The sequence below is a fragment of the Hyphomicrobium nitrativorans NL23 genome, assembly GCF_000503895.1.
GTDB lineage: Bacteria > Pseudomonadota > Alphaproteobacteria > Rhizobiales > Hyphomicrobiaceae > Hyphomicrobium_C > Hyphomicrobium_C nitrativorans.
In genome coordinates this window covers 3,595,141-3,617,128 of the sequence record NC_022997.1, presented here as the reverse complement: position 1 = coordinate 3,617,128, position 21,988 = coordinate 3,595,141, and the positions used below count along the sequence as shown (strand labels likewise).

The following is a 21,988-nucleotide window of genomic DNA, read 5'->3' as shown; positions in this document are numbered from 1 at the left end:
AGATGATCCTGACATGAAGATCGACGGCGTCCTCTATCGAACCATCTGGCCGAGCGACGACGGCGCATCCGTCGTGATCGTCGACCAGACGCGCCTGCCGCACCGCTTCGAAACGGTGACGCTCGGAACCTTAGAAGAGGCCGCCCACGCCATTCGCGTGATGCAGGTGCGCGGCGCACCGCTGATCGGCGTGACGGCGGCGTACGGCCTGGCGCTTGCGCTGGTCCGCGACGCATCCGATGCGGCCCTCGCGCAGGCGATTGAGCTTCTCGCCGGACAGCGCCCGACAGCCATAAACTTGCGCTGGGCGCTGGAGGAAATGCGAAGCGTGCTTCAGCCTCAACCGCCCGGAGACCGCGCGTGCCGCGCCTTCGCGAAAGCGGCCGAGATGGCGGACGAGGACGTGGAGACCTGCCGCCGCATCGGTGGTCACGGCCTCAAGCTGATCGAGGAGATCGCGAAAACGAAGCCCGCGGGCGAGCCGGTCAATATCCTCACCCATTGCAATGCGGGCTGGCTTGCGTGCGTGGATTGGGGAACGGCCACCTCGCCGATCTATCACGCGCATGACGCGGGCATTCCCGTCCACGTCTGGGTGGATGAAACGCGCCCCCGCAATCAGGGCGCGGCTCTCACCGCATTCGAACTCGGCGCGCACGGCGTTCCGCATACGCTGATCGTCGACAACGCGGGCGGACACCTGATGCAGCACGGGAAGGTGGATCTCTGTATTGTCGGTACGGATCGCGTCGCGGCGAACGGCGATGTCGCAAATAAGATCGGCACCTATCTGAAGGCGCTCGCCGCCCACGATACGGGCGTGCCGTTCTATGTCGCCCTGCCCTATTCCACCATCGACTGGACGCTCTCCTCGGGGCGCGACATTCCCATCGAGGAGCGCGGCGCGGACGAGGTGCTTGTGATGCAGGGGCGCACCGCGGACGGCACGGTCGCCGAGGTTGAGATTGCCGCCCCCGGCTCGCCCGCCGCAAATCCGGCCTTCGACGTCACGCCTGCTCGTCTTGTCACGGGGCTGATCACCGAGCGGGGCATTGCGCTGGCGAGCCGCGAGGGCCTCGCAGCGCTTTACCCGGAGCGTCGGGAGAGCGCAGCATGACGAAAGCCAAGGCAGGCGCGCGCAAATCCGTCGGCGGCGAGGAAAGCCGCCTGCGCGCCGCCGTGATCGAGACCGCGCGCGCGATGAGCAACAGCGGCCTGTCGCCCGGCCGGTCCGGCAACGTATCGGCGCGCTTCGATGGTGGCATGTTGATCACGCCGACAGGCCTCGCGTACGCCGGCATGCGCCCGAAAGATATCGTTTACGTTGCGAGCGATGGCACCGTGCCCGGCAAGCAGAAAACCCCGTCGTCCGAATGGCAGTTTCATCTGTCGGCTTATGCGGCGCGCCCCGACATGTCGGCCGTCGTCCACACGCATTCGCTTCACGCAGTTGTGCTCTCCTGCGCCGGGCGCTCCATCCCGGCGTTTCACTACATGGTGGCCGTGGCGGGCGGCGTAGATATTCCCCTCGTCCCGTATGCAACCTTCGGCAGTGCGGACCTGGCCGCGCATGTCGCGAGCGGCCTCGCCGAGCGGCGCGCGTGTCTGATGGCGCATCACGGCGCGATTGCGATGGGCCGGACGTTGGCCGGCGCGCTCGCGCTCGCGCACGAGGTGGAGGCGCTGGCGGAGCAGTACGTGAAGCTGCTGACGCTGGGTGAGCCGGTCCTGCTTCCCGAGGACGAAATGGCCGTCGTACTCGAACGCTTCAAGACATACGGCCAGCAGCGGGACGGCACCGGCTGACGGGCCTTCGTCTTGGCGGCCTCACTCCGGCGGCAGCATCGTATTTAGGATGTGGTAGACGTTGGCCGGCCCGACGTATCCCGCGATCCGGCCGATCTCGACGCCGTCGCGCACCAGCACGAGCGTCGGCACGACGGTGATCGGGGACGAGAGTTTGAAGCGGTCCGCCGCCCCGTCGTTGAGGTCCATGAAACGTAGCGGTGCCGCTTTCCCGGCGCGGCTGGCCCCATACGAAGGGGCGACGTCACGACGGAAAATGGGACAGTAGGCGCAGCCGGGCGCTTCGAACGCGATCAGTTCCATGCCAGTGGTCCCGGGCGCCGATACAGCCCCTCCGGGGTCCGGCGCGGCGCTGGCCTGCGGCGCGAAGATCGCCAGCAGAAATCCCATTGTGAGACGGGACGAGAACGGGAGACGGGGCCATATCTTGCGCATGAGGCCCCGGCTGCATCTTCGATGCCATGAAGCCCACCTCCGACGCGAGCCTTGCCGTCAAGGTAAAGGACGGCGGTCGCGGCGTCGGTCAGGAACCGGGTCGCGTATGCGCCGATGTGCCATAGGTGCAATCCCGTAAGGGGTGCCTCAACTGGAACCTCGGGTCCAATTCGATGTTAGAATTGTTCGCGCATTTATCATTATTGGTGGTTTTCGGTGCTTCACGACACGATCAGCCTCGCCTTTTTTCCGTCCGGCCGTTCAATTCTGCTCGCGCTTCTCGTGTTGATCGTCTTCTACGTCGGGCGTGCGCTGTGGATCGCGCGGCATGAATGGCGTCACTGCGGCACAGACACCAAGATCCTTTACCTGTTGGTTGCACCCCTCCTGACGCTCGCCGTCGACCTTCTTGCGCTCACCGACCGCCTGTTCTGGCGCAGGCGCGACGAGAAGCGCTCGCGGCATTCCGGCGAGGCCGGCGTTTCTCGCGCGGGCTAGACCATGATCGCTTCAGGCCCTACCAGCCTGAAGCGTGAATCATCGGTCTCGTCAAAGAGATAGAGCGTCCGATCAGATTCCATCGGATCGGAAAACGCTCTAGCTCCAAACTCAAACCGGATAGTATATCGTCTCCGACGGAGGCATGCGGTTTCGCTCGATGCGGCGCGTCACGAGCGCGCCCTCGGGCCTTTTGCCGTATTTCGCCGACCTAGCGTATACGGAGCTAAGTTGAAATCTAGGAACTGATCGCGTGCAGCCCGCAAACGCACCGTACGTCGATCGTATTTCGTCCGGAGCCTGTATGAACGCCGAACCCATCGATAGCCACGCGTTTCGCCGCCTCATGCGAAACGTCGCGGGGCAGGTTTCGATTGTCGCCACGGGAGAGCCGGGGCAGCGCAGCGGTCTGACTGCGAGCGCGGTGTGTTCTCTCACCGATTTACCGCCGATGGTTCTGGTCTGCGTCAATCGAGCGGCGAGCGTCCACGACGTCATCATCGAGAACGGCGTCTTCAGTATCAACGCCCTGGCCTCGGATCAGGAGGCTGTCGCGCGCGTGTTCTCGGGCGTGGAGGGCTTGCGCGGAGAGCAGCGGTTCAGCACGGGCGACTGGTCTGTGGGTGAGAGCGGCGCTCCGATCCTCGCATCGGCAGTCTGCCAACTCGAATGCCGTCTGGCCGATTACAAGCATACGACGTCGCACACCGTATTTTTCGGAGCGGTGATCGCCGGCGCCGCATCGCAAGACGGGAGCCCGCTGCTCTATCATCGCGGTGCATACGTGGAACTCGCCCCCGCGACTCCCTGAAGCCGCGGCAGCGACGCTTCTCGCAGCTTGTGTCCGAACTCACCGAAGCGCGTCAGCGCTCAGGCGCCAAGGGCGCCCGCGGCAAGTGCCGCGGCCCTCCACACAGCACCACGCTGATTGAGCGATGCTTATCTCAGCTTGTGTACGAATTCACCGAAGCGCGTCAGCGCTCAGGCGCCAAGGGCGCCCGCGGCAAGTGCCGCGGCCCTCCACACAGCACCACGCTGATTGAGCGACGCTTCTCGCAGCTTGTGTACGAAGATACCACCACGGCCCGCAGGGCCCGGGAGCAAGGCGACCCGGCGCGAGTGCGCCGGCCATCCACCTGCACTCGGCACGTTACGCGATGCCTATCGCCACTTGTGTACGAAAAAAAATGGTGGAGCCAACCGGGATCGAACCGGTGACCTCTTGCATGCCATGCAAGCGCTCTCCCAGCTGAGCTATGGCCCCTGACCGTTGGGATCCGATGCCTGGGGAGCGAACCGCCCGCCCGAGGCATGGTCTGGAAGACCGGCTCATTAGGCCGATCGCTTCAAAACTGCAAGTGCGAAGTTGGCGGCGGTGCACGGAAATCGGATGCTCGCGCACCGGCTCACCTCGCAATCAGCGTTCCTCGTCGCCTTCCTTGACGGGGCCGCCAATGATGTTCGAGACGTCGCCGCCCTCTTCCTCTTCTTCCTCAAGGAATGTTTCGTCCTCGGTGGCCGAGATCGAATCGTCGTCGTCGCTGTCTTCGACCTCCAGCTCATCGGCGTCGTCGGCGGCCTCTTCGGAAGCGGGTTTGACCGCATAATCGGGCTTGCGGCCGCGGCGGCTGCTGCGCTCCTCGCTGGCTGCGGCAGCGCCGAGCGGAGAGGAGGCCAGCTCATACACCGTGCCACAGATCGGGCATACGATCGGCGAGCGGCCGAGATCATAGAACCGCGCATCGCATTCGCTGCTCTGGCAGGTGCGCTTCGTCCCGCGCGCTTGCTTTGTCGCCATGGCTTTCGTGCTCACAGTAAATTCGGGATAGCGGGGTCTGCCACAGCATCTGGCGGCTGTCAAAACGAAAACCGGCTTGATCCGCAGGGTAGGCGCCGCTGGCATTGACAGGCCCCGCCCGCGGCGGCTCTATGCGAATATTCCCGCATGAAAGATCGATGGCGCGGCGCACGCTTCGGACGTCCGCGCCACGCCAGGAAAAAAGGCCCGTTTCAGCCCGTGACGCATCCCAAGCCCCACGTCGAGCCCGCTGCGCCGCACGGCGACCCTCATCCCCTCGCGGCCCTGAAGTCGGGCCCTCTGAAGGGCGAAATCGCCGTGCCGGGGGACAAATCTATCTCGCATCGTGCGCTCATGCTGGGCGGGCTTGCCACCGGCCGGACACGCATCCGTGGGCTGCTGGAATCCGAAGACGTGATCAATACCGCCCGCGCGATGACGGCGCTGGGTGCTCCGGCCCAGAAAAACGGCGACGTCTGGGAGGTGTTGGGCCGCGGAACCGGCGGCCTCCGCAATCCGGAAGGCCCGATTGATTTTGGCAACTCGGGTACGGGCGCCCGGCTGATGATGGGCGTGATTGCGCCGCACGATGTTACGGTGACGATGGTCGGCGATGCGTCGCTCTCCAAGCGGCCGATGGCCCGTGTTCTGGGGCCTTTGAAGGCGATGGGCGTCAATGTGGAAGGGGAGGGCGACCGGCTGCCGCTCACCGTTCGCGGCTCGTCCAGGCTCGCGCCGATCCATTATGTGCTGCCCGTGCCGTCGGCCCAGGTGAAAAGCGCCGTTCTGCTGGCGGGGCTCGGCACGGCTGGCGAGACGAGCGTCGTCGAGCGCGAAGCGACCCGCGATCATACGGAGCGGATGCTGCGCTATTTCGGCGCCGAGGTTGCCACTGCGCCGGCCCCCGAAGGAACGCGGATTTCCGTGCGCGGCCAGTCAGAGCTGACGGGCCGCGACATCGCGGTTCCGGGCGATCCGTCGTCGGCCGCGTTTCTGGTCGCGGCCGCGCTGATCGTGCCGGGGTCGGAGGTGACCGTCCGTGGCATCCTGGTCAACCCGACGCGGACCGGCCTCTACACGACGCTTCAGGAGATGGGCGGCGACGTGGTCTTCCTCAACCAGCGCGAGGAGGGCGGTGAGCCGGTGGCCGATATCCGGGTGCGCTATTCCGAATTGTCCGGCGTGACGGTGCCTGCGGAACGGGCCCCGTCGATGATCGACGAATATCCGATGCTGGCCGTCGTCGCCGCCTTTGCCCGCGGCGTGACGCGCATGGAGGGGCTCGCGGAACTCAAGGTGAAGGAAAGCGACCGTCTGGCCGCGACCGTGGCCGGGTTGCTTGCGAACGGCGTGACCACCGAGGCATCGGGCGACACTCTCACGGTAGAAGGCAGCGGAAGGGGGGTGCCGGGCGGCGGCCTCGTCGCGACGCACCTGGATCACCGCATGGCGATGGCCTTCCTCGTCATGGGGCTCGCGAGCGACGCGCCCGTGACGGTTGACGACACCGCGATGATCGCGACCAGCTTCCCCACGTTTCAGTCGCTGATGGAAGGGATCGGCGCCCGCTTCGGCGAGGCGACGAAATGATCGTTGCCATCGATGGGCCGGCCGCATCCGGCAAGGGCACCCTGGCCAAGCGGCTGGCCGATCACCTCGGATATGCCTGCCTCGATACCGGCTTGCTCTATCGGGCGGTCGCGCGCGACGTGGCGGCTTGGGGCTTCCGGCTGGAGGATCCCTGGGCTGCCGTTGCCGTAGCGCGCGGGCTCGACCCCGCCCGCTTTGAGGACCCCGAGCTTCGGGGAGCGGCCGCGGGCGACGCGGCCTCGATCGTGGCCCGAATTCCGCAGGTCCGGGCGGCGCTGCTCTCGTATCAGCGCGCCTTTGCCCGCCAGGCGCCGGGGGCCGTGCTGGACGGCCGCGACATCGGCACGGTCGTGTGCCCCGACGCCGACGTTAAGATTTTCGTCACCGCGAGCCCCGAGGTGCGGGCCCGCCGCCGCTTCTCCGAGCTCGACGCCCGTGGTGCGGGCGTTGCCTATGAGACTGTACTGGCGGACATTTTGGCCCGCGATGCCCGCGATGCGGACCGGGCAATTTCTCCCCTCGCGATGGCCGCCGATGCGATGTTGCTTGATACGAGTAACTTGAGTATAGAAGCCGCATTCGACGCCGCCGTCGGATTGATCAAGAGGAAGATCGGCCAATAGAGCCGCATGGCACCCAAAGCGGGCCTCGCGTCTCAATTTTTTACTGGCGGGCTGAGGCCCATCACGGCGGCACCGAGACAAGATCCACATCCCCTGCCGGCAGCAGACTGCCCGAGTGCGCCTTATCGCGCCTTCGGCGCTTCCGCCGTCAGCCCATCGACAAACCCGTCGCACTCTGAAGCCAATGAGGCCGCAGGGTGGGGCGCATCAACATTTCAATCGACCAGGAGCCTTGATGACCACCGAGATCAGCAAAGAGTACACCCCCACGCGCGATGAGTTCGCAGCCCTCCTCACCGAGAGCCTTGCGAAGGACGATGTGTTCGAAGGCAGCGTCGTCAAGGGCAAGGTCGTCGGCATCGAGAAGGACCTCGCCGTCATCGACGTCGGCCTCAAGATGGAAGGCCGCGTGCCGCTCAAGGAGTTCGGCGTCGGCGGCAAGCTGGGTGATCTCAAGGTTGGCGACACGGTGGAAGTCTACCTTGAGCGCATCGAGAACGCGCTGGGTGAAGCCGTCCTCTCGCGCGACAAGGCGCGCCGCGAGGAGAGCTGGACCCGCCTGGAGAAGCTCTCCGAGAAGGGTGAGAAGGTGACGGGCGTCATCTTCAACAAGGTCAAGGGCGGCTTCACGGTCGATCTCGACGGCGCGGTGGCGTTCCTCCCCGGTTCGCAGGTCGACATTCGCCCCGTGCGCGACATCGGCCCCCTCATGCATCAGCCGCAGCAGTTCCAGATCCTCAAGATGGATCGCCGCCGCGGCAACATCGTCGTCTCGCGCCGCTCGGTGCTGGAAGAGACGCGTGCAGAGCAGCGCGCCGACATCGTGGCCCGCCTCGCGGAAGGCCAGATCATCGACGGCCTGGTCAAGAACATCACCGACTACGGCGCGTTCATCGACCTCGGCGGCATCGACGGCCTGCTGCACGTGACCGACATGGCCTGGCGCCGCGTCAATCATCCGTCCGAGATCCTCAACGTCGGCGACACGGTGAAGGTGCAGATCATCCGCATCAACCCCGAGACGCAGCGCATCTCGCTCGGCATGAAGCAGCTCCAGTCCGATCCGTGGTCCACCATCGAGGCCAAGTACCCGATCGGTTCGCGCTTCAACGGCACCGTGACCAACATCGCCGACTACGGCGCGTTCGTTGAGCTTGAGCCGGGCGTCGAAGGCCTGATCCATGTCTCCGAGATGAGCTGGACCAAAAAGAACGTACACCCCGGCAAGATCGTCTCGACCAGCCAGCAGGTCGAAGTCCAGATCCTGGAAGTCGACCCCGGCAAGCGCCGCATCTCGCTCGGTCTCAAGCAGACCCAGGACAACCCGTGGGATGCGTTCCTCGCTCAGCACCCGAAGGGCACCGAGGTCGAAGGCCCGATCCGCAACATCACCGAGTTCGGTCTCTTCATCGGTCTCGAAGGTGGTGTGGACGGCATGGTCCATCTTTCGGACCTCGACTGGCAGAAGGCCGGCGACGAAGTCATCAAGGACTACAAGAAGGGCGACACCGTCAAAGCGGTGGTGCTCGACGTCGACAGCTCGAAGGAGCGCATTTCGCTCGGCATCAAGCAGCTTGGCGGCGACCCGGCCGACGCGCTCGGCAAGTACAAGAAGGGCGACCAAGTTACCTGTGAGGTGATTCAGGTGCAGGAGAACGGCATCGAGGTTCGCATCGCCGACAGCGATCTCACGACCTTCATCAAGCGTTCGGATCTGTCGCGTGATCGCTCCGAGCAGCGCGCCGAGCGCTTCTCGGTCGGCCAGAAGGTCGACGGCGCCGTGCTCTCCGTCGACAAGGCGGCGCGCCGGATTGCCGTCTCGATCAAGGCGCTGGAAATCGCGGAAGAGAAGCAGGCCGTGGCCCAGTATGGATCTTCGGATTCGGGCGCTTCGCTGGGTGACATCTTCAAGGCCGCCATCAACAAGAAGCGTGACGCCGAGGACGGCGAAGGCGACGAGGAAGAATCGGCTTAACGGCCTTCCGAGCCTTGAAAGCACATCATGCGCGGGGTGGAAGCCCCGCGCATTTTTTTACGCCCCGGCTCTAAATGGGGCGGAAACCACCTGTAAGCCCTTTGCCGACGATGGCCGTTGCGTTGGATCGGCGGGTTTCCTAATTTTCGGCCCAACCGGGGCGTCAGGTCGTTAACTCCGCCCGAACCCTCACCGAGGAGCGATCTCCATGTCACTTGAGACCGAAGCCGTCATCGACCGGCGCCGTATGCGCCGGCGGATCAGCTTCTGGCGCACCGCGGCCGTCCTGTTCGTCGGTCTCCTGCTCGGCACCATGATGTTCGGCAGCGAGGACTTCTCGACCATCGGCGGCCCGAACCAGATTGCCCGCGTGGCCATCGAAGGCACCATCACCGACAATCGCGACCAACTCCGCATGCTGGAGCGGATCCGCGACGCGAACCATGTGCGGGCGCTCATCGTGCATGTGAACAGCCCCGGCGGCACCACGACGGGCGGCGAAAGCCTCTATCAGGCGCTGCGCGAGGTCGCGGCGAAGAAGCCGGTGGTGGCGCAGTTCGGCACGGTGGCGGCCTCGGCCGGTTACATCGTGGGCCTTGGCACCGACCGCATCGTCGCGCGCGGCAACACCATCACGGGGTCTGTTGGCGTTCTGGCCCAGTGGCCCGAGGTGAGCGAGATGCTCGACAAGCTCGGCATCAAGTTCAACGAGGTAAAGAGCGGCCGCCTCAAGGCCGAGCCCAACCCCTTCGCGCCCGCCACCGACGATGGGCGCAGGGTGATGCAGGAAACCATCGACGACGGGTTCCGGTGGTTCCTTTCCCTCGTCGAGGAGCGCCGCGGCATCGCGGCCCGCAGCGTCAGCGGCCTGGCCGAAGGCCGCATCTTCTCCGGCCGCCAGGCGCTCGAAGCCAAGCTGATCGACGAGATCGGCGGCGAAGCGGAAGCCGTCCGCTGGCTGCAAACCGAGCGGGGCATCTCGACCGATCTTAACGTTGTGACGTGGCGCCCCCGCGCCGAGAACGCCTGGAGCGCCCTGTCGGGGTCTCAGTCCGGCGCCACCGGAACCGCGCTCGCCGCCCTGGCAGGAAGCCTGTTTAACCTTCCGCGCCTTCCGGCCATGCTGGAGCGAGTTGGCCTTGACGGCCTCGTATCTGTTTGGCAACCTTCCGAAAATTGAAGAAAAACCAATACCTTTTCCGGGAGGCGCGTGCTTTGATCAAATCTGAGCTCATCCAAAAAATTGCAGCATCCAATCCGCATCTCTACCATCGGGACGTGGAGCGCATCGTCAACGTCGTGTTCGACGAGATCGTCGACGCGCTTGCGCAGGGCGATCGCGTCGAGCTCAGAGGTTTCGGGGCGTTCACGGTGAAGCACCGCGCCGCCCGTCAGGGCCGCAACCCGCGCACGGGCGATCCGGTGCCGGTCGCGGAAAAGTTCGTCCCATTCTTCAAGACGGGCAAGGAGCTGCGCGATCGGCTGAACGATGGCGAAGGCTGACCCGGGCAATTGATGTTGCGAGTTGCGTAGCAGACGAGAGGAGCGGGCGTGCTCAAGCGAATTCTTTGGCTGTTGACCGCATTTCCCGCGGCCGCGCTGCTGATCACGCTTGCGGTCGCGAACCGCCATGGCGTTCGTCTCGTGCTCGATCCCTTCCGGCCCGATCAGCCTGCGGTGTCGATCGTGCTGCCGTTCTATGCCTACCTGTTCGGGATGCTCTTGATCGGCGTGCTGCTCGGCGGCGCGGCGACGTGGTTTTCTCAAGGGCGATGGCGCCGCATTGCACGTCAGCGGGCGAGCGAAGCCAAGCGATGGCAGGTCGAGGCCGACCGGCTCATGCGCGAGCGCGACGCGGAAGTGGGCGCCCGCGCCAAGGCCCTCGCCGCACCCGTCAAGCGCGACGCGGCGTAAGCGCTCTCCCGCTGTGCATTTTGGCTTTCCATACGCAAGGCGCGTATGCGAGGTCACGTTCCAATCCGCAATGACACGGCGCTACCGATGTCCACACGCGTAAAAATCTGCGGGATTCGCACAAGCGACGCGCTCGATGCAGCGCTCGACGCCGGTGCCGATCTGATTGGCCTCGTGCTCTATCCGAAAAGCCCACGCAACGTTTCGCTCGACGAGGCCGCAGCACTCACATTGCGCGCGCGCCATCACGGCGGCGCCGACGTCGTGACGCTGCTCGTCGATCCCGACGACGCGCTCGTCGAGGCCGTTGCCGAGAAGATTAAACCCGACCTCATACAACTCCACGGACACGAAATGACCGCACGCGTCGAAGCGGTGCGGGAGCTGAGCGGTCTCCGCATCCTCAAAGCCGTGCCGGTGGGCGATGCCGAGGATGTCGCCGCAGCCTTCGATTATCTGAAGCCCAATGGCACGCGCGCCCAGATGCTCTTGTTCGATGCCAAGCCGCCCGCCGATCCGGGATCGCTTCCTGGCGGCAACGGCTTGACGTTCGACTGGCGCATCCTCGAAGCCGCCAAGGGCCGCGCGCCGTTCGCGCTTGCAGGTGGCCTTACGCCCGAAAATGTCGCCGCCGCCATCGCGCTCACAGGTGCGGCCATTGTCGATGTTTCGTCCGGTGTCGAAAGCCGGCCCGGCGAGAAAGACCCTGAGCGCATCCGCCGCTTCCTTAAGGCCGCAAAGGTCGCTAAGGAGGCATGAATTTTCGCCCCTCCCGGGCGGCTACGCGAGAGGACAGCCTGAGATGGCCTCGAAGGAAGACAAGGCGGCGGACGCCAAGCGCAACACGCTGAGGGCAGGCCCCGATGCGGAAGGCCAGTTCGGCCTGTTCGGCGGGCGGTTCGTTGCCGAGACGCTGATGCCGCTGATCCTGGATCTCGAAACGGCGTATGAAGCCGCCAAGAACGATCCTGCGTTCCAGGCGGAGCTGACGAACCTGCTGCTCCACTACGGCGGCCGCCCGAGCCCGCTCTATTACGCCGAGCGCCTGACCGAACATTTCCGCGACATCGCCAGGGACGCGGGCGGCACCGGCGGCGCCAAGATCTACTTCAAGCGCGACGAGCTCAATCACACCGGCAGCCACAAGATCAACAACTGCCTCGGCCAGATCCAGCTTGCCCGCCGCATGGGCAAGACGCGCATCATCGCCGAGACCGGCGCTGGCCAGCACGGAGTGGCGGTCGCCACCGTGTGCGCGCGCTTCGGCCTTCCTTGCGAGATCTACATGGGCGCGACCGACGTGGCGCGCCAAGCGCCGAACGTTGCGCGCATGCATATGCTCGGCGCCAAAGTCAATCCGGTGACGGCGGGTGCCGGCACCTTGAAAGACGCGATGAATGAAGCGCTGCGCGATTGGGTCACCAACGTGCGCGACACGTATTACCTGATCGGCACCGCAGCCGGTCCGCATCCCTATCCCGCGATGGTGCGCGACTTCCAGGCCATCATCGGCAACGAGGTGCGCGAGCAGATGATGGAGCGCGAGGGCCGTCTGCCCGATACGCTCGTCGCCTGTATCGGCGGCGGCTCGAACGCCATCGGCCTGTTCCACCCGTTCCTCGATGACGAAGGCGTCGCGATCTACGGCGTCGAAGCGGGCGGCCACGGCGTCGAGGTCGAGAACGGCCATGCCGCGTCCATGAGCGGCGGGAGCCCCGGCGTGCTGCACGGCAACCGCACGTATCTGCTGCAGGACGCCGAAGGCCAGATCCTCGAAGGCCATTCCATCTCGGCAGGCTTGGATTATCCGGGCGTGGGCCCCGAGCACGCTTGGCTCAAGGATACAGGCCGCGTGAACTACGTGCCGATCACCGACAAGGAAGCGCTCGAAGCGTTCCAGCTCTCGGCCAAGCTCGAAGGCATCATCCCCGCGCTCGAACCCTCGCACGCGCTGGCCTGGGTCACGAAGCTCGCGCCAACGCTGCCCCAGGACAACATTCTCGTCATGAACATGTGCGGGCGCGGCGACAAAGACGTCTTCGCCGTTGCGGGTTATCTGGGGATCAAGCTTTGACCAAGACAAACGAAACGCGCATCGACCGGCGCTTCGCGGCGTTGAAAGCTGAAGGCCGCGCCGCTCTCGTCACCTTCGTCACCGCAGGCGATCCGGACCTCGAAACCTCGAAGGCTATCCTCGCGGGGCTTCCCGGTGCGGGCGCCGACGTCATCGAGCTCGGCATGCCGTTCTCGGACCCGATGGCCGACGGGCCGGCCATTCAGGCGTCGTCGCTCCGGGCCCTCAAGGCGGGCCACAAGATGCGCGATACCCTCGCCATGGTCCGTGAATTCCGCAAGACCGACAACGACACGCCGATCGTGCTGATGGGCTACTACAATCCGATCTACGTCTACCCGAACGCGGCGTTCCTGGACGAGGCCGCCGAAGCTGGCGTCGATGGCCTGATCGTGGTCGATACGCCGCCGGAGGTCGACGGTGAGCTGTGCCTGCCGGCCATCGAGCGGGGCATCAACTTCATCCGCCTGGTGACCCCGACCACCGACGATAAGCGATTGAAAACGGTACTAAAAAATACGTCGGGCTTCCTCTACTACGTCTCCATCACCGGCATTACGGGTGCCGCCTCGGCCAATCCGGACCATGTCGAAGCCGAGGTTGCGCGCCTGAAACGCGCGACAACGCTTCCCGTGGCGGTTGGTTTCGGCGTAAGAACGCCTGAGCAGGCCCGCGCCATGGCGAAGGGGGCCGATGGCGTCGTGGTGGGGTCCGCCCTGGTGCGGACCATCGAGGACACCTTAACTCAGGATGGCGTCGCGACTGGAAATACGGTCGGCTCCGTCTTAAGTTTGGTCGGTCGCCTGAGCGCGGCACTCCGCGAAGCGTGAGTGCCCGGACGGGATGAGCCGAGGCCCGGTCGCAAGCGGGCGGCTCGCGGCGAACTTTCGAAGACGATGACGGTAGGAATGGCGCTGTCCCAGGAGAGGCGGGACGTGAGGAGCGGTCAAGCGTGAACTGGATTAACAACGTCGTCCGGCCCAAGATCCGCAGCTTCCTCACCACGAAGCGCGAGGTGCCGGAAAATCTCTGGGTGAAATGCCCGGAGACGGGCCAGATGGTCTTCTACAAAGACCTTGAGGCCAATCAATTCGTCGTACCCGGCTCCAACTATCACATGAAGATGGGCGCCCGGCAGCGGCTCGCGCATCTCTTCGACGGTGGCGCGTTCGAACTCGTGCCCATGCCTTCCGTTCCGCAGGATCCGCTCCGCTTCCGCGATGGCCGCCGCTACACCGACCGCATCAAGGATGCGCGCACCAAGACCGGCATGGAGGATGCGGTCCTTGTCGGCGAAGGCACGCTCGACGGCCAGCCCGTCGTCTCCGCCGCGCAGGATTTCGAATTCATGGGCGGCTCGCTCGGTATGGCCGCCGGTGAAGCGGTGATCGCGGGTATGTTGCGCGCCGCCGAGCGCCGCTCGCCGTTCATCCTTTTTGCTGCGTCTGGCGGTGCCCGCATGCAGGAAGGCATCCTTTCGCTCATGCAGATGCCGCGCACGACCATTGCCGTGCAGCGCCTGCGCGAGTTGAAGCTGCCCTACATCGTCGTGCTTACCGATCCGACGACCGGCGGCGTGACGGCCTCGTACGCCATGCTGGGCGACATCCACATCGCGGAACCGGGCGCGCTCATCTGCTTCGCCGGCCCTCGCGTCATTCAGCAGACCATCCGCGAGCAGTTGCCGGATGGCTTCCAGCGCGCCGAATATTTGTTGCAGCACGGCATGATCGACATGGTCGTGCATCGTCATAAGATGCGCGAGACGCTGAGCCGCATTTGCGCGCTGCTGACCGGCAATCCGGCACCGGCCGAGAAAACGGCGTCGTCGCGGCGCGGCAACGGCAGCGCGCAGGCCAACGGAAGCGCGGTCGACGGCAAGCTGATCGAGAGCACGGCGATCGAGCTTGAGCCGGTCGAGGACGCGGAGCGCTTTGGTGCGGCTGCGGAGAGCGCCGAGGACCAACACGACGAGCCGGCGGGAACGGCGAACGCGGAAGACAAAAGGGACGTCCCGAAGACTTGATCGGACCGGCCCGGGCGGGGGGGCGGGGATGTTCCGAGCCGTGGCCCCCGATGTATCCTGACACCTGTGATTTCCAAACGCCCGGTTGACCTCGGCATCACGTCGGGTTTCATGTGGCGAGAAACGCGGCCCTGAGAAGGAGGGGCGTGCCATCCTGACCAGCGACCAGCTTCTCGCTGACCTGAAGTTGTTGCATCCCAAGCTCATCGATTTGTCGTTGGGCCGGGTGGAACGCCTGTTGGCCAAGCTCGGCAACCCGCACAGATCCTTGGCCCCCGTCGTCCACATCGCGGGGACGAACGGCAAGGGTTCGACGACGGCCTATCTCAAGGCGATCCTGTCGGCGGCCGGACTGCGCGTCCACGTCTACACGTCCCCGCACCTCGTGCGTTTTCACGAGCGGATCGCGTTAGCCGGGTCCGATGGCGTCACACGCTCCATCGCCGAAGATGTGCTCGTCGATGTCCTTTCGCGCACGCAGGCCGTCAACGATGGCGACGACATCACCCAGTTCGAGATTACGACCGCAGCAGCCCTCCTGGCTTTTTCGGAGCACCCCGCCGACGTCGTGCTGCTGGAGGTCGGCCTCGGCGGTCGTCTCGACGCGACCAACGTCGTCGAGAAGCCCGTGCTGACGGTGTTGACGCCGATCTCCTACGATCATGCCGACAAGCTCGGAGGCACCGTCGAGCTGATCGCGGCGGAAAAGGCCGGCATCCTGAAGCCGGGCGTGCCGTGCGTGGTCTCGCAGCAGGAAGACGCCGTGCATGAGGTGATCGCGCGCGAGGCGGCGCGCCTCAAGGCGCCCCTTGTCGTATGGGGCAGCGCCTACGATGCCTACGAACAGCGCGGCCGCCTCGTCGTGCAGCGCGCCGATCAGTTGCTCGATCTGCCTTTGCCCGCGCTCATCGGTCCCCATCAGATCATCAACGCGGGCGCGGCCGTTGCCGCCGCTTTGGAACTCGATAGCCTGCTCGAAGGCGTCAAGGTGTCCGAGGACGCGATCGAGCGCGGTTTGACCGAAGCGCGCTGGCCCGCCCGGATGCAGCGCATCGATGGCGGACCTCTGCCGTCGCTTCTCAAGCCCGGCTCGGAATTGTGGCTGGATGGAGGGCACAATCCCGCAGCAGGGCGTTTCCTTGCCGAAACGCTTGCCGATCTCGAAGAGCGCGCACCGAAACCGCTTTATCTCGTGGTCGGAATGCTGGGCTTGAAGGACGCAGCGGGTTTCCTCGGGGCATTCCGCGGTCTTGCGCGCCATGTCGTCGGCGTGCCGATCCCGGGCGCACACGAAAGCCCCTTCCAGCCCAATGAACTCGCAGAAACCGCGCAATCTGTCTCTCTCAATGCGGAAGCGGAAGGCTCCGTCGAGGCAGCGCTGAAGCGTATCGATGCGATTGACCCTGGCCCGAAGCGCATCCTGATCACCGGCTCGCTCTATCTCGCGGGCCACGTGCTCGCGCTGCAGGAAGGCGTCGAGCCGCAAGCTAACTGATCCGCGGCCGGTCCACTTTCAGCCCTGTGCGGGATGAAAGCGTGGTCCCGTCAGTCTATGGTCAGACGCGCGGGTTCGGTCTGCCGGAGCGATCCTGGTGCCAGCGCCCTCAGGACCATCAGGGCCGACACCGTGCCCACGACTTGCGCGAGGAGAAATCCCGGTACGTCGTCAGGTCGTATTCCCGCGAAGCTGTCGGTCAGGGTCCGCGCGATTGTAACCGCAGGATTGGCGAACGAGGTGGAGGCGGTGAACCAGAAGGCGGCCGTGATGTAAAGCCCGACACCGACGGCGACCGCCTGTGGCCTCGCCCGCAGCGTCAGCAGGATCGTGAGCACCAGCCCGAATGTTGCCACGCCTTCCGAGAAGGTCTGCGCAAACCCGCTCCGTGTCGTGGCCGACACCTGCAGGAGCGGCGCGTCGAACATGGCGTGCGCAATCAGGACGCCAGCTACGGCGCCGCCGAGTTGCGCCGCCGCGTAGGCGAGAAACTCCCGGCCGGTCAACTCTCGGCGCAGGAAGAATGCGAGCGACACCGCGGGATTGATGTGCGCGCCCGAGATTGGCGCCAGCATGGTGATCAGAACCACGAGCATCGCGCCCGTCGGCAGCGTGTTTCCGAGGAGCGCGAGGGCCGCGTTTCCGCCCGCCAGCCGCTCGGCCATGAGGCCCGAGCCGACGATAGCCGCCAACAGAAAGCCTGCGCCAAGCGCCTCTGCGACGAACTTCTCCCGCAAGGAAGACGCGCTCAAGTCGTTGGCTCCGATGACATCACCTCGCCTCGCCCGATGTCTTCGAGCCGCCTCTGCAGCGAGAGCTTGTCCAATGTGGCGAGCGGCAGCGAGGTGAAAATGCTGATGCGCTGATACAGCATGCGGTGGGTGTCCGCGAAGGCAAGGCGCCGCTCGCTCTCCGTCCCTTGGGCCGCTGACGGGTCCGGCAATCCCCAATGGGCGCTGATCGGCTGGCCCGGCCAAACGGGGCACACCTCGTGGGCCGCGTTGTCGCAAACGGTGAACACGAAATCCAGCCTCGGGGCGTCCAAGGCCGTGAACACCTCCCACGATTTCGAGCTGAGATCCGACGTGTCGTAGTCGAGCTGCTTCAACAGGTCCATCGCGTAGGGATGCACGCGCCCGCTTGGCTGGCTGCCGGCGCTGAAGCCCCTGAAGCGCCCCGCGCCAAGGCGGTTCATGACGCATTCGGCGATAATCGACCGGGCGGAATTGTGGGTGCACAGGAACAGGACGTTGAGTGGCGTATCGGTCATTGCGGTCCGTCCTTGCTCCTGCAAAGTGACTTGGTGCGCCGGATCGTCTTGCCGCAGAGATCCGGCCGCCCCTGGCAGCAATCCTCGGTCAGGTAGTTCAGAAGCTGGCGCATGGTCTCGACGCTCACGGCGTAGCGGACATAGCGGCCGTCGCGCGTGCCGCGGATGAGGCCGGCGCGGTCGAGTTCCTTCAAGTGGAACGAGGCGCCCGTCGGGCTGGCTTGGACGGCCTCGGCAATCTCCGACGCCGCAAGGCCGTTCGGTCCTTCGAGGACGAGCAGGCGAAAGATGCGAAGGCGCTGCGGATGAGCCAGTGCAGCGAGCGCGGTGACGGCGTGTGTTTCATTCATAAAGAAACGATACAAGGATATTTGAATAATGCAAGTATCTTTATGCGGGGCGACATGGCCGTCCCGATCCGGCTTGCGGAAGGACGCGCTGAAACGATAAGGGCTCCCGCGAGGGAGCCCTTGAACGTTTCGGAATGCATCGTCGCTTAAGCGACGTTGTCGACGTGCTGGCCGAGCCACTCTTCGAGCTTGCGCTTCTGAACGAGCGCGCCGACGTGCTGGCCGGCAACCTCGCCGTTCTTGAAGATGATCAGCGTCGGCATGGCGCGGATGCCGTACTTGGTGGTGATCCCGGGGCTCTGGTCCACGTCGATTTTCACCACCTTGACCTTGCCCTTGAGCTCGGATGCAACCTGCTCGAGCGCTGGCGCCATGGCCTTACATGGACCGCACCATTCGGCGAAAAAGTCCACGAGGACAGGCTCGCTCGACTTCAGGACCTCTTGGTCGAAGGTGTCGTCGGATACGAGTGCGGTCATTTCGGTGTTTCTCCTATTGCGTCATGTGCCGGGGATCTGCGAGCCCGGCTCAAACGGACCGTGAAAGTAGGAATGGGCCCCTCAAGCGTCAAGGCGGAGCCTGTCGACATGCCACAGGTCTTTGGCGTGTGCCTCTAGAATTTCCTCAGGAATTTCCATCAGATGAGGGCTTTCTGTCCAGAGCAGAGCGGCGCGGACCGCTCGGCCGGGAAAGATGTCGCGGACAGCCAGCCGGTAGGCGGCGAGCTGGTAAAGGTAAACGGCGGCGACGGCCGAGTGGTTCACTGGCGCGGCGCGGTTGGTCTTGTAGTCGACGATGAGGATCGCGTCGTCTGTGATTGCGAGTCGGTCGATCTGCCCGGCGATCCGAAGCGGCGGCCCAGGGCTCGCTCCTTCCGGGCGCGGGATGACGGCCACGATCGGAACCTCGGCCCGGCTATCGGGACCGAACACAGGCGCGAACGACGGATCGGAGATCAGGCCGAGCACTTCCGTGGCGATGCTCGCGCGCGTGCGCTCGGGTAGGCCGCGACCCCGCTCCGCGAGGTAAGCTTCCGCCACGCGTGCGCGCGCGTCGGGCGCGATCTGCGGCAGGTGTTCGAGCAGCGCGTGCGTGAGCGTGCCGCGCAGGAAACGGCTCTCGCCGTGAAGGTTGCCCGGACTGAGCGCGGCAGGTTCGTCGCGCGCATCGGGCGATCGCGAGACGCGAAGCGGTTCGCCTTCATCGTCGGTCTCATAAGGCGCAAGCCGTGACGGCGCGAGCGGAACCGTGAGCTGCGGCTCGCGTGGCGCGGGCTGCACGCTCCAGGCCGGCGGTGGAGAAGCATGCGTTTCCGTTTCGGCGGCGTGATCGGGCGCTTTGACCTCCGCCGTCTGCGGCGCTTCGAGCCTGCGCACCTCGCGGCCGCCCTTCAGCGCGATACGCTCCAGACAATCGGCAAGCCCGGCTTCGATGAGATCGTACCAGCAGCCGGTGCCGCGGCCCCGCTTGCCTTCGAAGCCTGCAACGTAAAGCCGGTCGCGCGCGCGCGTCATCGCGACGTAGAGCAGGCGGTTGCGCTCTTCGCGCTCGCGCTGGGCCAATGTCTGGCGCGCACTCTGAATGGCGTCGATCCCGCTCGTGCCCTTCACGGGCCATACGAAGGGTGCTGCCAACCCCGCAGGTCGCGGCATGTCGTCGAGTGTCATCGGTCGCCCACCGCGGCTCGCCGCCGAGCCGACGTTGCACGTATCGGGAAGAAAAACGACAGGCGCTTCGAGGCCCTTCGCGCCGTGAACCGTCATCACGCGCACTTCGTTGCGGCCATGTTCCATGTCGCGTTTGATGTCGCGTTCGCCGTCGCGCATGAAGGCGAGGAAGCCCGCAAGCGACGGCGGCGCGCCGTCGTCGTAGGTGAGCGCGAGATCGAGGAATTCGTCGAGCGGGTCCGCCGCATCGAGTCCCAGCCGCGCGATCAGGCGGCGGCGCACGCCGTCGCGATCCAGGATGTCGGCAAAGAATTCGAACGGCGGGCGGAAGTCGGCCGCCTTGCGCCAGCGCTTGAGCGTTTCGGCAGCCTCCACGAACCGCGGCACATCGCGCGCGGTATCCAAGAGCGCCTTCCACAGCGTGCCCTTGCGCCCGCACGCGAGCGTTTCGAGATCGGTGTCGTCGAGGCCGAAGATCGGGCTTTTAAGCACTTCTGCGAGCGCGAGATCGTCTTCGGGAAGCGTCAGGAAATCGCCGAGCGAGAGCATATCCTGCACCGCGATCTGCTCGGTGAGCCGCATCCGGTCGGCGCCTGCGACTGGAATGCCGCGCGCCTTCAGCGCCTGCACCATCGGCGCGGCGAACGGGTTGCGCTTCTGGACCAGGATCAGGATATCGCCCGGCGTGATCGGCCGGCCGGTGGAGACAAGCGTTTCGCCCGTCGCGATCCAGCTTTTGATCGTGTCCGCGATGCGGTTGGCGAGCCGCACCACGGGCGGTTCCGCCGTCTTGTCTTCGAGCGGAGACCACGCGTCGGCCGGTTCCACGTCCTCGTACTGCTCCGTCTCCCAGAGTTCGACGAGGCCCGCATGGCCGGCGCGTTGCGCAACGTGGGGCGCAGGCGTGACGCCGGGCGTGCGCGACGTATCGGCAAACACGCGATCCACCGCGTCGAGCACGGGCGCCACGGTGCGGAACGACAGCGTGAGCGGGATGCGTTGCCACGTGGCGCCCGCGCTCTCCGTGAGCGTTGCGAAGCGGTCGCCCATGGCCGAGAACATCTCGGGCGCCGCGCCCTGGAACGAATAGATCGACTGCTTCTCGTCGCCGACCGCGAACAGCGTGCGCACGACGTCTTCGCGCGCGCCGGTGCCCGAGAAGAACTCGCCCGCGATGGCTTCGACGACGCGCCATTGCGATGGGCTGGTATCCTGGCTCTCGTCCACGAGAATATGGTCGAGACCGCGGTCGAGCTTGTACAGCACCCATTCGACGGACGAGCTGTTGGCGAGCAGGTTCTGCGCGCGCTGAATGAGATCGTCGAAGTCGAGCGCGGCGCGGCGCACCTTGGCGTTGTGATAGCGCTGCCGCACTGCGTCGGCGAGCCGGATCAGCGCCATCGTCGCTTCGGTCGCGACCGCGCCCTGCCGCTCGCTCCAGAGCGAAAGGAACCGGCTCTGCGCGCGCGCGAGCATAGGTTCGGCTTCCGGGTTCTTTTCCTTCAACGCCTTGGTTAGGAATTTGTCGCGCGGATCGCCGTTGCTCTTGAGAAAGAGCCCGCAAAGCGCCTCCATGCGAGCGCCGTCGCTGGGGGCAGCGAGGGCGGAAGAAATTTTGTCAGCCATCCCCGCGTCGGTTTTCGTGCCGCCCCTCAAAACGTCGCGGAGATGTGCGAACTGCGCACCCGAGAGCAACTCGGCCGCTTCCTTCTCGATGGCAGCCCGCGTGATATCCGAGCGAACGCCGAAGTGACGGCGATAGAGCCGCTCGGCCATGTCGAGGCCCTCTGGTCCTCCCTCTGTATCGGACGGAAGCCGCGCGATCCCTTCGAGCCATTCGCGGCGGCTCACAGCGTCTGTCAGGATGTCGTCGAAGTGATCGTCGGCGGCGTAGGCGATGGCCGCTTCGAGCGCGCGGCCGAGCGTGCTCTTGGGGTCGCGCGCGGCCGCGCCGATGACGTGATCGATCGCGTCCCGCATCAGCTTCTTCGCGGTCGTATCGTCCAGGATCGAGAAGCCCGGCGTGACGCCCGCTTCAAGCGGAAATCTTTGCAACAGGCGCTCTGCAAACGCATGAATAGTGACGATGCCGAGCCCGCCCGGCGTCTCCGTCGCACGCGTGAAAAGCGTACGCGCGAGCAGCATTTCCTCGTCGCTCGGCGCACGGCCGAGGAACTTCGTGAGTGTCTCGCCCAGCTCCGCTTCGGGCAGCATGACCCATTTTGCAAGGCTCTCGAACACGCGCTTCGACATTTCCGCCGCGGCCGCCTTCGTGAAGGTGAGGCACAGGATGCGTTCGGGTGGCGTGCCCGCAAGCAGAAGCCGCAGCACGCGCATTGTGAGCACGTGCGTCTTGCCGGTGCCTGCGTTAGCCGACACCCAGCACGAGGCGAGCGGATCGGCGGCGGCGGCTTGGCGCCGCGTCGTTTCCGCAAGCTCCGCGGCGATGGAAGCGAGAACGGTCATG

At 65.4% G+C, this 21,988-nt stretch carries 22 protein-coding genes and 1 tRNA gene; 15 read left to right on the top strand and 8 right to left on the bottom strand.

What is annotated here, in order from left to right; genetic code table 11:
• The first annotated feature begins 13 nt into the window (after window positions 1–13).
• Complete coding sequence (mtnA, locus tag W911_RS16805) at window positions 14–1,117, top strand: S-methyl-5-thioribose-1-phosphate isomerase (RefSeq protein WP_023788745.1); 1,104 nt, start codon at window positions 14–16, stop codon at window positions 1,115–1,117.
• Window positions 1,114–1,806 carry a class II aldolase/adducin family protein gene (locus W911_RS16800; protein WP_023788744.1) on the top strand — a complete coding sequence of 231 codons (693 nt, stop codon included), beginning with the start codon at window positions 1,114–1,116 and terminating at the stop codon, window positions 1,804–1,806. Before mtnA ends, W911_RS16800 begins: the two co-directional genes overlap by 4 nt.
• Before the next feature lie 21 nt (window positions 1,807–1,827).
• Here the strand turns inward: W911_RS16800 and W911_RS16795 are convergent, their stop codons facing one another.
• Window positions 1,828–2,109 (bottom strand): YbbN family protein, encoded by a 282-nt coding sequence (locus W911_RS16795; protein WP_144083644.1) that lies wholly within the window; start codon window positions 2,107–2,109, stop codon window positions 1,828–1,830.
• Between the two features lie 348 nt (window positions 2,110–2,457).
• Between W911_RS16795 and W911_RS16790 the strand changes: the two genes are divergently transcribed.
• On the top strand, window positions 2,458–2,739 hold the full coding sequence (locus W911_RS16790) for a hypothetical protein (RefSeq protein WP_023788742.1): 282 nt from the start codon (window positions 2,458–2,460) through the stop codon (window positions 2,737–2,739).
• A gap of 304 nt (window positions 2,740–3,043) precedes the next feature.
• Window positions 3,044–3,550 (top strand): flavin reductase family protein, encoded by a 507-nt coding sequence (locus W911_RS16785; protein WP_023788741.1) that lies wholly within the window; start codon window positions 3,044–3,046, stop codon window positions 3,548–3,550.
• A 377-nt stretch (window positions 3,551–3,927) separates the two neighbouring features.
• On the opposite strand, the gene W911_RS16780 is transcribed toward W911_RS16785, so the two are convergent.
• Both W911_RS16780 and W911_RS16775 read right to left on the bottom strand, forming a co-directional pair.
• A tRNA-Ala gene (locus W911_RS16780) sits at window positions 3,928–4,003 on the bottom strand.
• A gap of 153 nt (window positions 4,004–4,156) precedes the next feature.
• Window positions 4,157–4,537 carry a TIGR02300 family protein gene (locus W911_RS16775; protein WP_023788740.1) on the bottom strand — a complete coding sequence of 127 codons (381 nt, stop codon included), beginning with the start codon at window positions 4,535–4,537 and terminating at the stop codon, window positions 4,157–4,159.
• A 147-nt stretch (window positions 4,538–4,684) separates the two neighbouring features.
• Here W911_RS16775 and aroA point away from each other — a divergent pair, with 147 nt between their 5' ends.
• The 11 genes from aroA to W911_RS16720 all read left to right on the top strand — a co-directional run bounded on the left by aroA (window position 4,685) and on the right by W911_RS16720 (window position 16,234).
• A complete protein-coding gene (gene aroA / locus W911_RS16770) occupies window positions 4,685–6,127 on the top strand; it encodes a 3-phosphoshikimate 1-carboxyvinyltransferase (protein WP_023788739.1) in 1,443 nt (480 codons plus the stop codon).
• Window positions 6,124–6,750, top strand: a complete 627-nt coding sequence (gene cmk / locus W911_RS16765) for a (d)CMP kinase (protein ID WP_023788738.1) — start codon at window positions 6,124–6,126, stop codon at window positions 6,748–6,750. The genes aroA and cmk overlap by 4 nt, the downstream gene beginning before the upstream one ends.
• Window positions 6,751–6,985: 235 nt before the next feature.
• Window positions 6,986–8,725 (top strand): 30S ribosomal protein S1, encoded by a 1,740-nt coding sequence (gene rpsA, locus W911_RS16760; RefSeq protein ID WP_023788737.1) that lies wholly within the window; start codon window positions 6,986–6,988, stop codon window positions 8,723–8,725.
• Between the two features lie 208 nt (window positions 8,726–8,933).
• Window positions 8,934–9,905: a signal peptide peptidase SppA gene (gene sppA, locus W911_RS16755; RefSeq protein ID WP_023788736.1), complete on the top strand. Its 972-nt coding sequence runs from the start codon at window positions 8,934–8,936 to the stop codon at window positions 9,903–9,905.
• 35 nt (window positions 9,906–9,940) lie between these two features.
• On the top strand, window positions 9,941–10,228 hold the full coding sequence (gene ihfB, locus W911_RS16750; RefSeq protein ID WP_041319260.1) for an integration host factor subunit beta: 288 nt from the start codon (window positions 9,941–9,943) through the stop codon (window positions 10,226–10,228).
• Window positions 10,229–10,276: 48 nt separating this feature from the next.
• On the top strand, window positions 10,277–10,639 hold the full coding sequence (locus tag W911_RS16745) for a membrane protein (RefSeq protein ID WP_023788734.1): 363 nt from the start codon (window positions 10,277–10,279) through the stop codon (window positions 10,637–10,639).
• An 87-nt stretch (window positions 10,640–10,726) separates the two neighbouring features.
• On the top strand, window positions 10,727–11,398 hold the full coding sequence (locus tag W911_RS16740) for a phosphoribosylanthranilate isomerase (RefSeq protein WP_023788733.1): 672 nt from the start codon (window positions 10,727–10,729) through the stop codon (window positions 11,396–11,398).
• A 43-nt stretch (window positions 11,399–11,441) separates the two neighbouring features.
• The gene (gene trpB / locus W911_RS16735; protein WP_023788732.1) at window positions 11,442–12,713 is read left to right on the top strand and encodes a tryptophan synthase subunit beta; all 1,272 of its coding nucleotides are present in this window, start codon (window positions 11,442–11,444) and stop codon (window positions 12,711–12,713) included.
• Window positions 12,710–13,543 carry a tryptophan synthase subunit alpha gene (gene trpA, locus W911_RS16730; protein ID WP_023788731.1) on the top strand — a complete coding sequence of 278 codons (834 nt, stop codon included), beginning with the start codon at window positions 12,710–12,712 and terminating at the stop codon, window positions 13,541–13,543. The genes trpB and trpA overlap by 4 nt, the downstream gene beginning before the upstream one ends.
• Window positions 13,544–13,665: 122 nt before the next feature.
• Entirely contained in the window at window positions 13,666–14,739 is a 1,074-nt protein-coding gene (gene accD / locus W911_RS16725) for an acetyl-CoA carboxylase, carboxyltransferase subunit beta (protein ID WP_023788730.1), read from the top strand.
• Between the two features lie 181 nt (window positions 14,740–14,920).
• Window positions 14,921–16,234, top strand: coding sequence for a bifunctional folylpolyglutamate synthase/dihydrofolate synthase (locus tag W911_RS16720; RefSeq protein WP_081717876.1), 1,314 nt, complete (start codon window positions 14,921–14,923; stop codon window positions 16,232–16,234).
• A 50-nt stretch (window positions 16,235–16,284) separates the two neighbouring features.
• On the opposite strand, the gene W911_RS16715 is transcribed toward W911_RS16720, so the two are convergent.
• The 5 genes from W911_RS16715 to addA form a co-directional block, all read right to left on the bottom strand.
• Complete coding sequence (locus tag W911_RS16715; protein ID WP_023788728.1) at window positions 16,285–16,986, bottom strand: aquaporin; 702 nt, start codon at window positions 16,984–16,986, stop codon at window positions 16,285–16,287.
• Complete coding sequence (locus tag W911_RS16710) at window positions 16,983–17,504, bottom strand: arsenate reductase ArsC (protein WP_023788727.1); 522 nt, start codon at window positions 17,502–17,504, stop codon at window positions 16,983–16,985. The genes W911_RS16715 and W911_RS16710 overlap by 4 nt, the downstream gene beginning before the upstream one ends.
• The gene (locus W911_RS16705; RefSeq protein ID WP_023788726.1) at window positions 17,501–17,854 is read right to left on the bottom strand and encodes an ArsR/SmtB family transcription factor; all 354 of its coding nucleotides are present in this window, start codon (window positions 17,852–17,854) and stop codon (window positions 17,501–17,503) included. Before W911_RS16705 ends, W911_RS16710 begins: the two co-directional genes overlap by 4 nt.
• Window positions 17,855–18,000: 146 nt before the next feature.
• Complete coding sequence (gene trxA, locus W911_RS16700; RefSeq protein ID WP_023788725.1) at window positions 18,001–18,333, bottom strand: thioredoxin; 333 nt, start codon at window positions 18,331–18,333, stop codon at window positions 18,001–18,003.
• A gap of 81 nt (window positions 18,334–18,414) precedes the next feature.
• The gene (addA, locus tag W911_RS16695; protein WP_023788724.1) at window positions 18,415–21,987 is read right to left on the bottom strand and encodes a double-strand break repair helicase AddA; all 3,573 of its coding nucleotides are present in this window, start codon (window positions 21,985–21,987) and stop codon (window positions 18,415–18,417) included.
• Window position 21,988 lies beyond the last annotated feature (1 nt).

What these genes read in the sequence shown, in the direction of transcription:
- W911_RS16775 (WP_023788740.1), bottom strand. Translation starts at nt 4,537, where the DNA reads ATGGCGACAAAGCAAGCGCGCGGGACGAAGCGCACCTGCCAGAGCAGC.
- mtnA (WP_023788745.1), top strand. Translation starts at nt 14, where the DNA reads ATGAAGATCGACGGCGTCCTCTATCGAACCATCTGGCCGAGCGACGAC.
- W911_RS16795 (WP_144083644.1), bottom strand. Translation starts at nt 2,109, where the DNA reads ATGGAACTGATCGCGTTCGAAGCGCCCGGCTGCGCCTACTGTCCCATT.
- W911_RS16785 (WP_023788741.1), top strand. Translation starts at nt 3,044, where the DNA reads ATGAACGCCGAACCCATCGATAGCCACGCGTTTCGCCGCCTCATGCGA.
- trpB (WP_023788732.1), top strand. Translation starts at nt 11,442, where the DNA reads ATGGCCTCGAAGGAAGACAAGGCGGCGGACGCCAAGCGCAACACGCTG.
- cmk (WP_023788738.1), top strand. Translation starts at nt 6,124, where the DNA reads ATGATCGTTGCCATCGATGGGCCGGCCGCATCCGGCAAGGGCACCCTG.
- aroA (WP_023788739.1), top strand. Translation starts at nt 4,685, where the DNA reads ATGAAAGATCGATGGCGCGGCGCACGCTTCGGACGTCCGCGCCACGCC.
- trxA (WP_023788725.1), bottom strand. Translation starts at nt 18,333, where the DNA reads ATGACCGCACTCGTATCCGACGACACCTTCGACCAAGAGGTCCTGAAG.
- W911_RS16800 (WP_023788744.1), top strand. Translation starts at nt 1,114, where the DNA reads ATGACGAAAGCCAAGGCAGGCGCGCGCAAATCCGTCGGCGGCGAGGAA.
- W911_RS16705 (WP_023788726.1), bottom strand. Translation starts at nt 17,854, where the DNA reads ATGAATGAAACACACGCCGTCACCGCGCTCGCTGCACTGGCTCATCCG.
- W911_RS16710 (WP_023788727.1), bottom strand. Translation starts at nt 17,504, where the DNA reads ATGACCGATACGCCACTCAACGTCCTGTTCCTGTGCACCCACAATTCC.
- rpsA (WP_023788737.1), top strand. Translation starts at nt 6,986, where the DNA reads ATGACCACCGAGATCAGCAAAGAGTACACCCCCACGCGCGATGAGTTC.
- W911_RS16740 (WP_023788733.1), top strand. Translation starts at nt 10,727, where the DNA reads ATGTCCACACGCGTAAAAATCTGCGGGATTCGCACAAGCGACGCGCTC.
- addA (WP_023788724.1), bottom strand. Translation starts at nt 21,987, where the DNA reads ATGACCGTTCTCGCTTCCATCGCCGCGGAGCTTGCGGAAACGACGCGG.
- sppA (WP_023788736.1), top strand. Translation starts at nt 8,934, where the DNA reads ATGTCACTTGAGACCGAAGCCGTCATCGACCGGCGCCGTATGCGCCGG.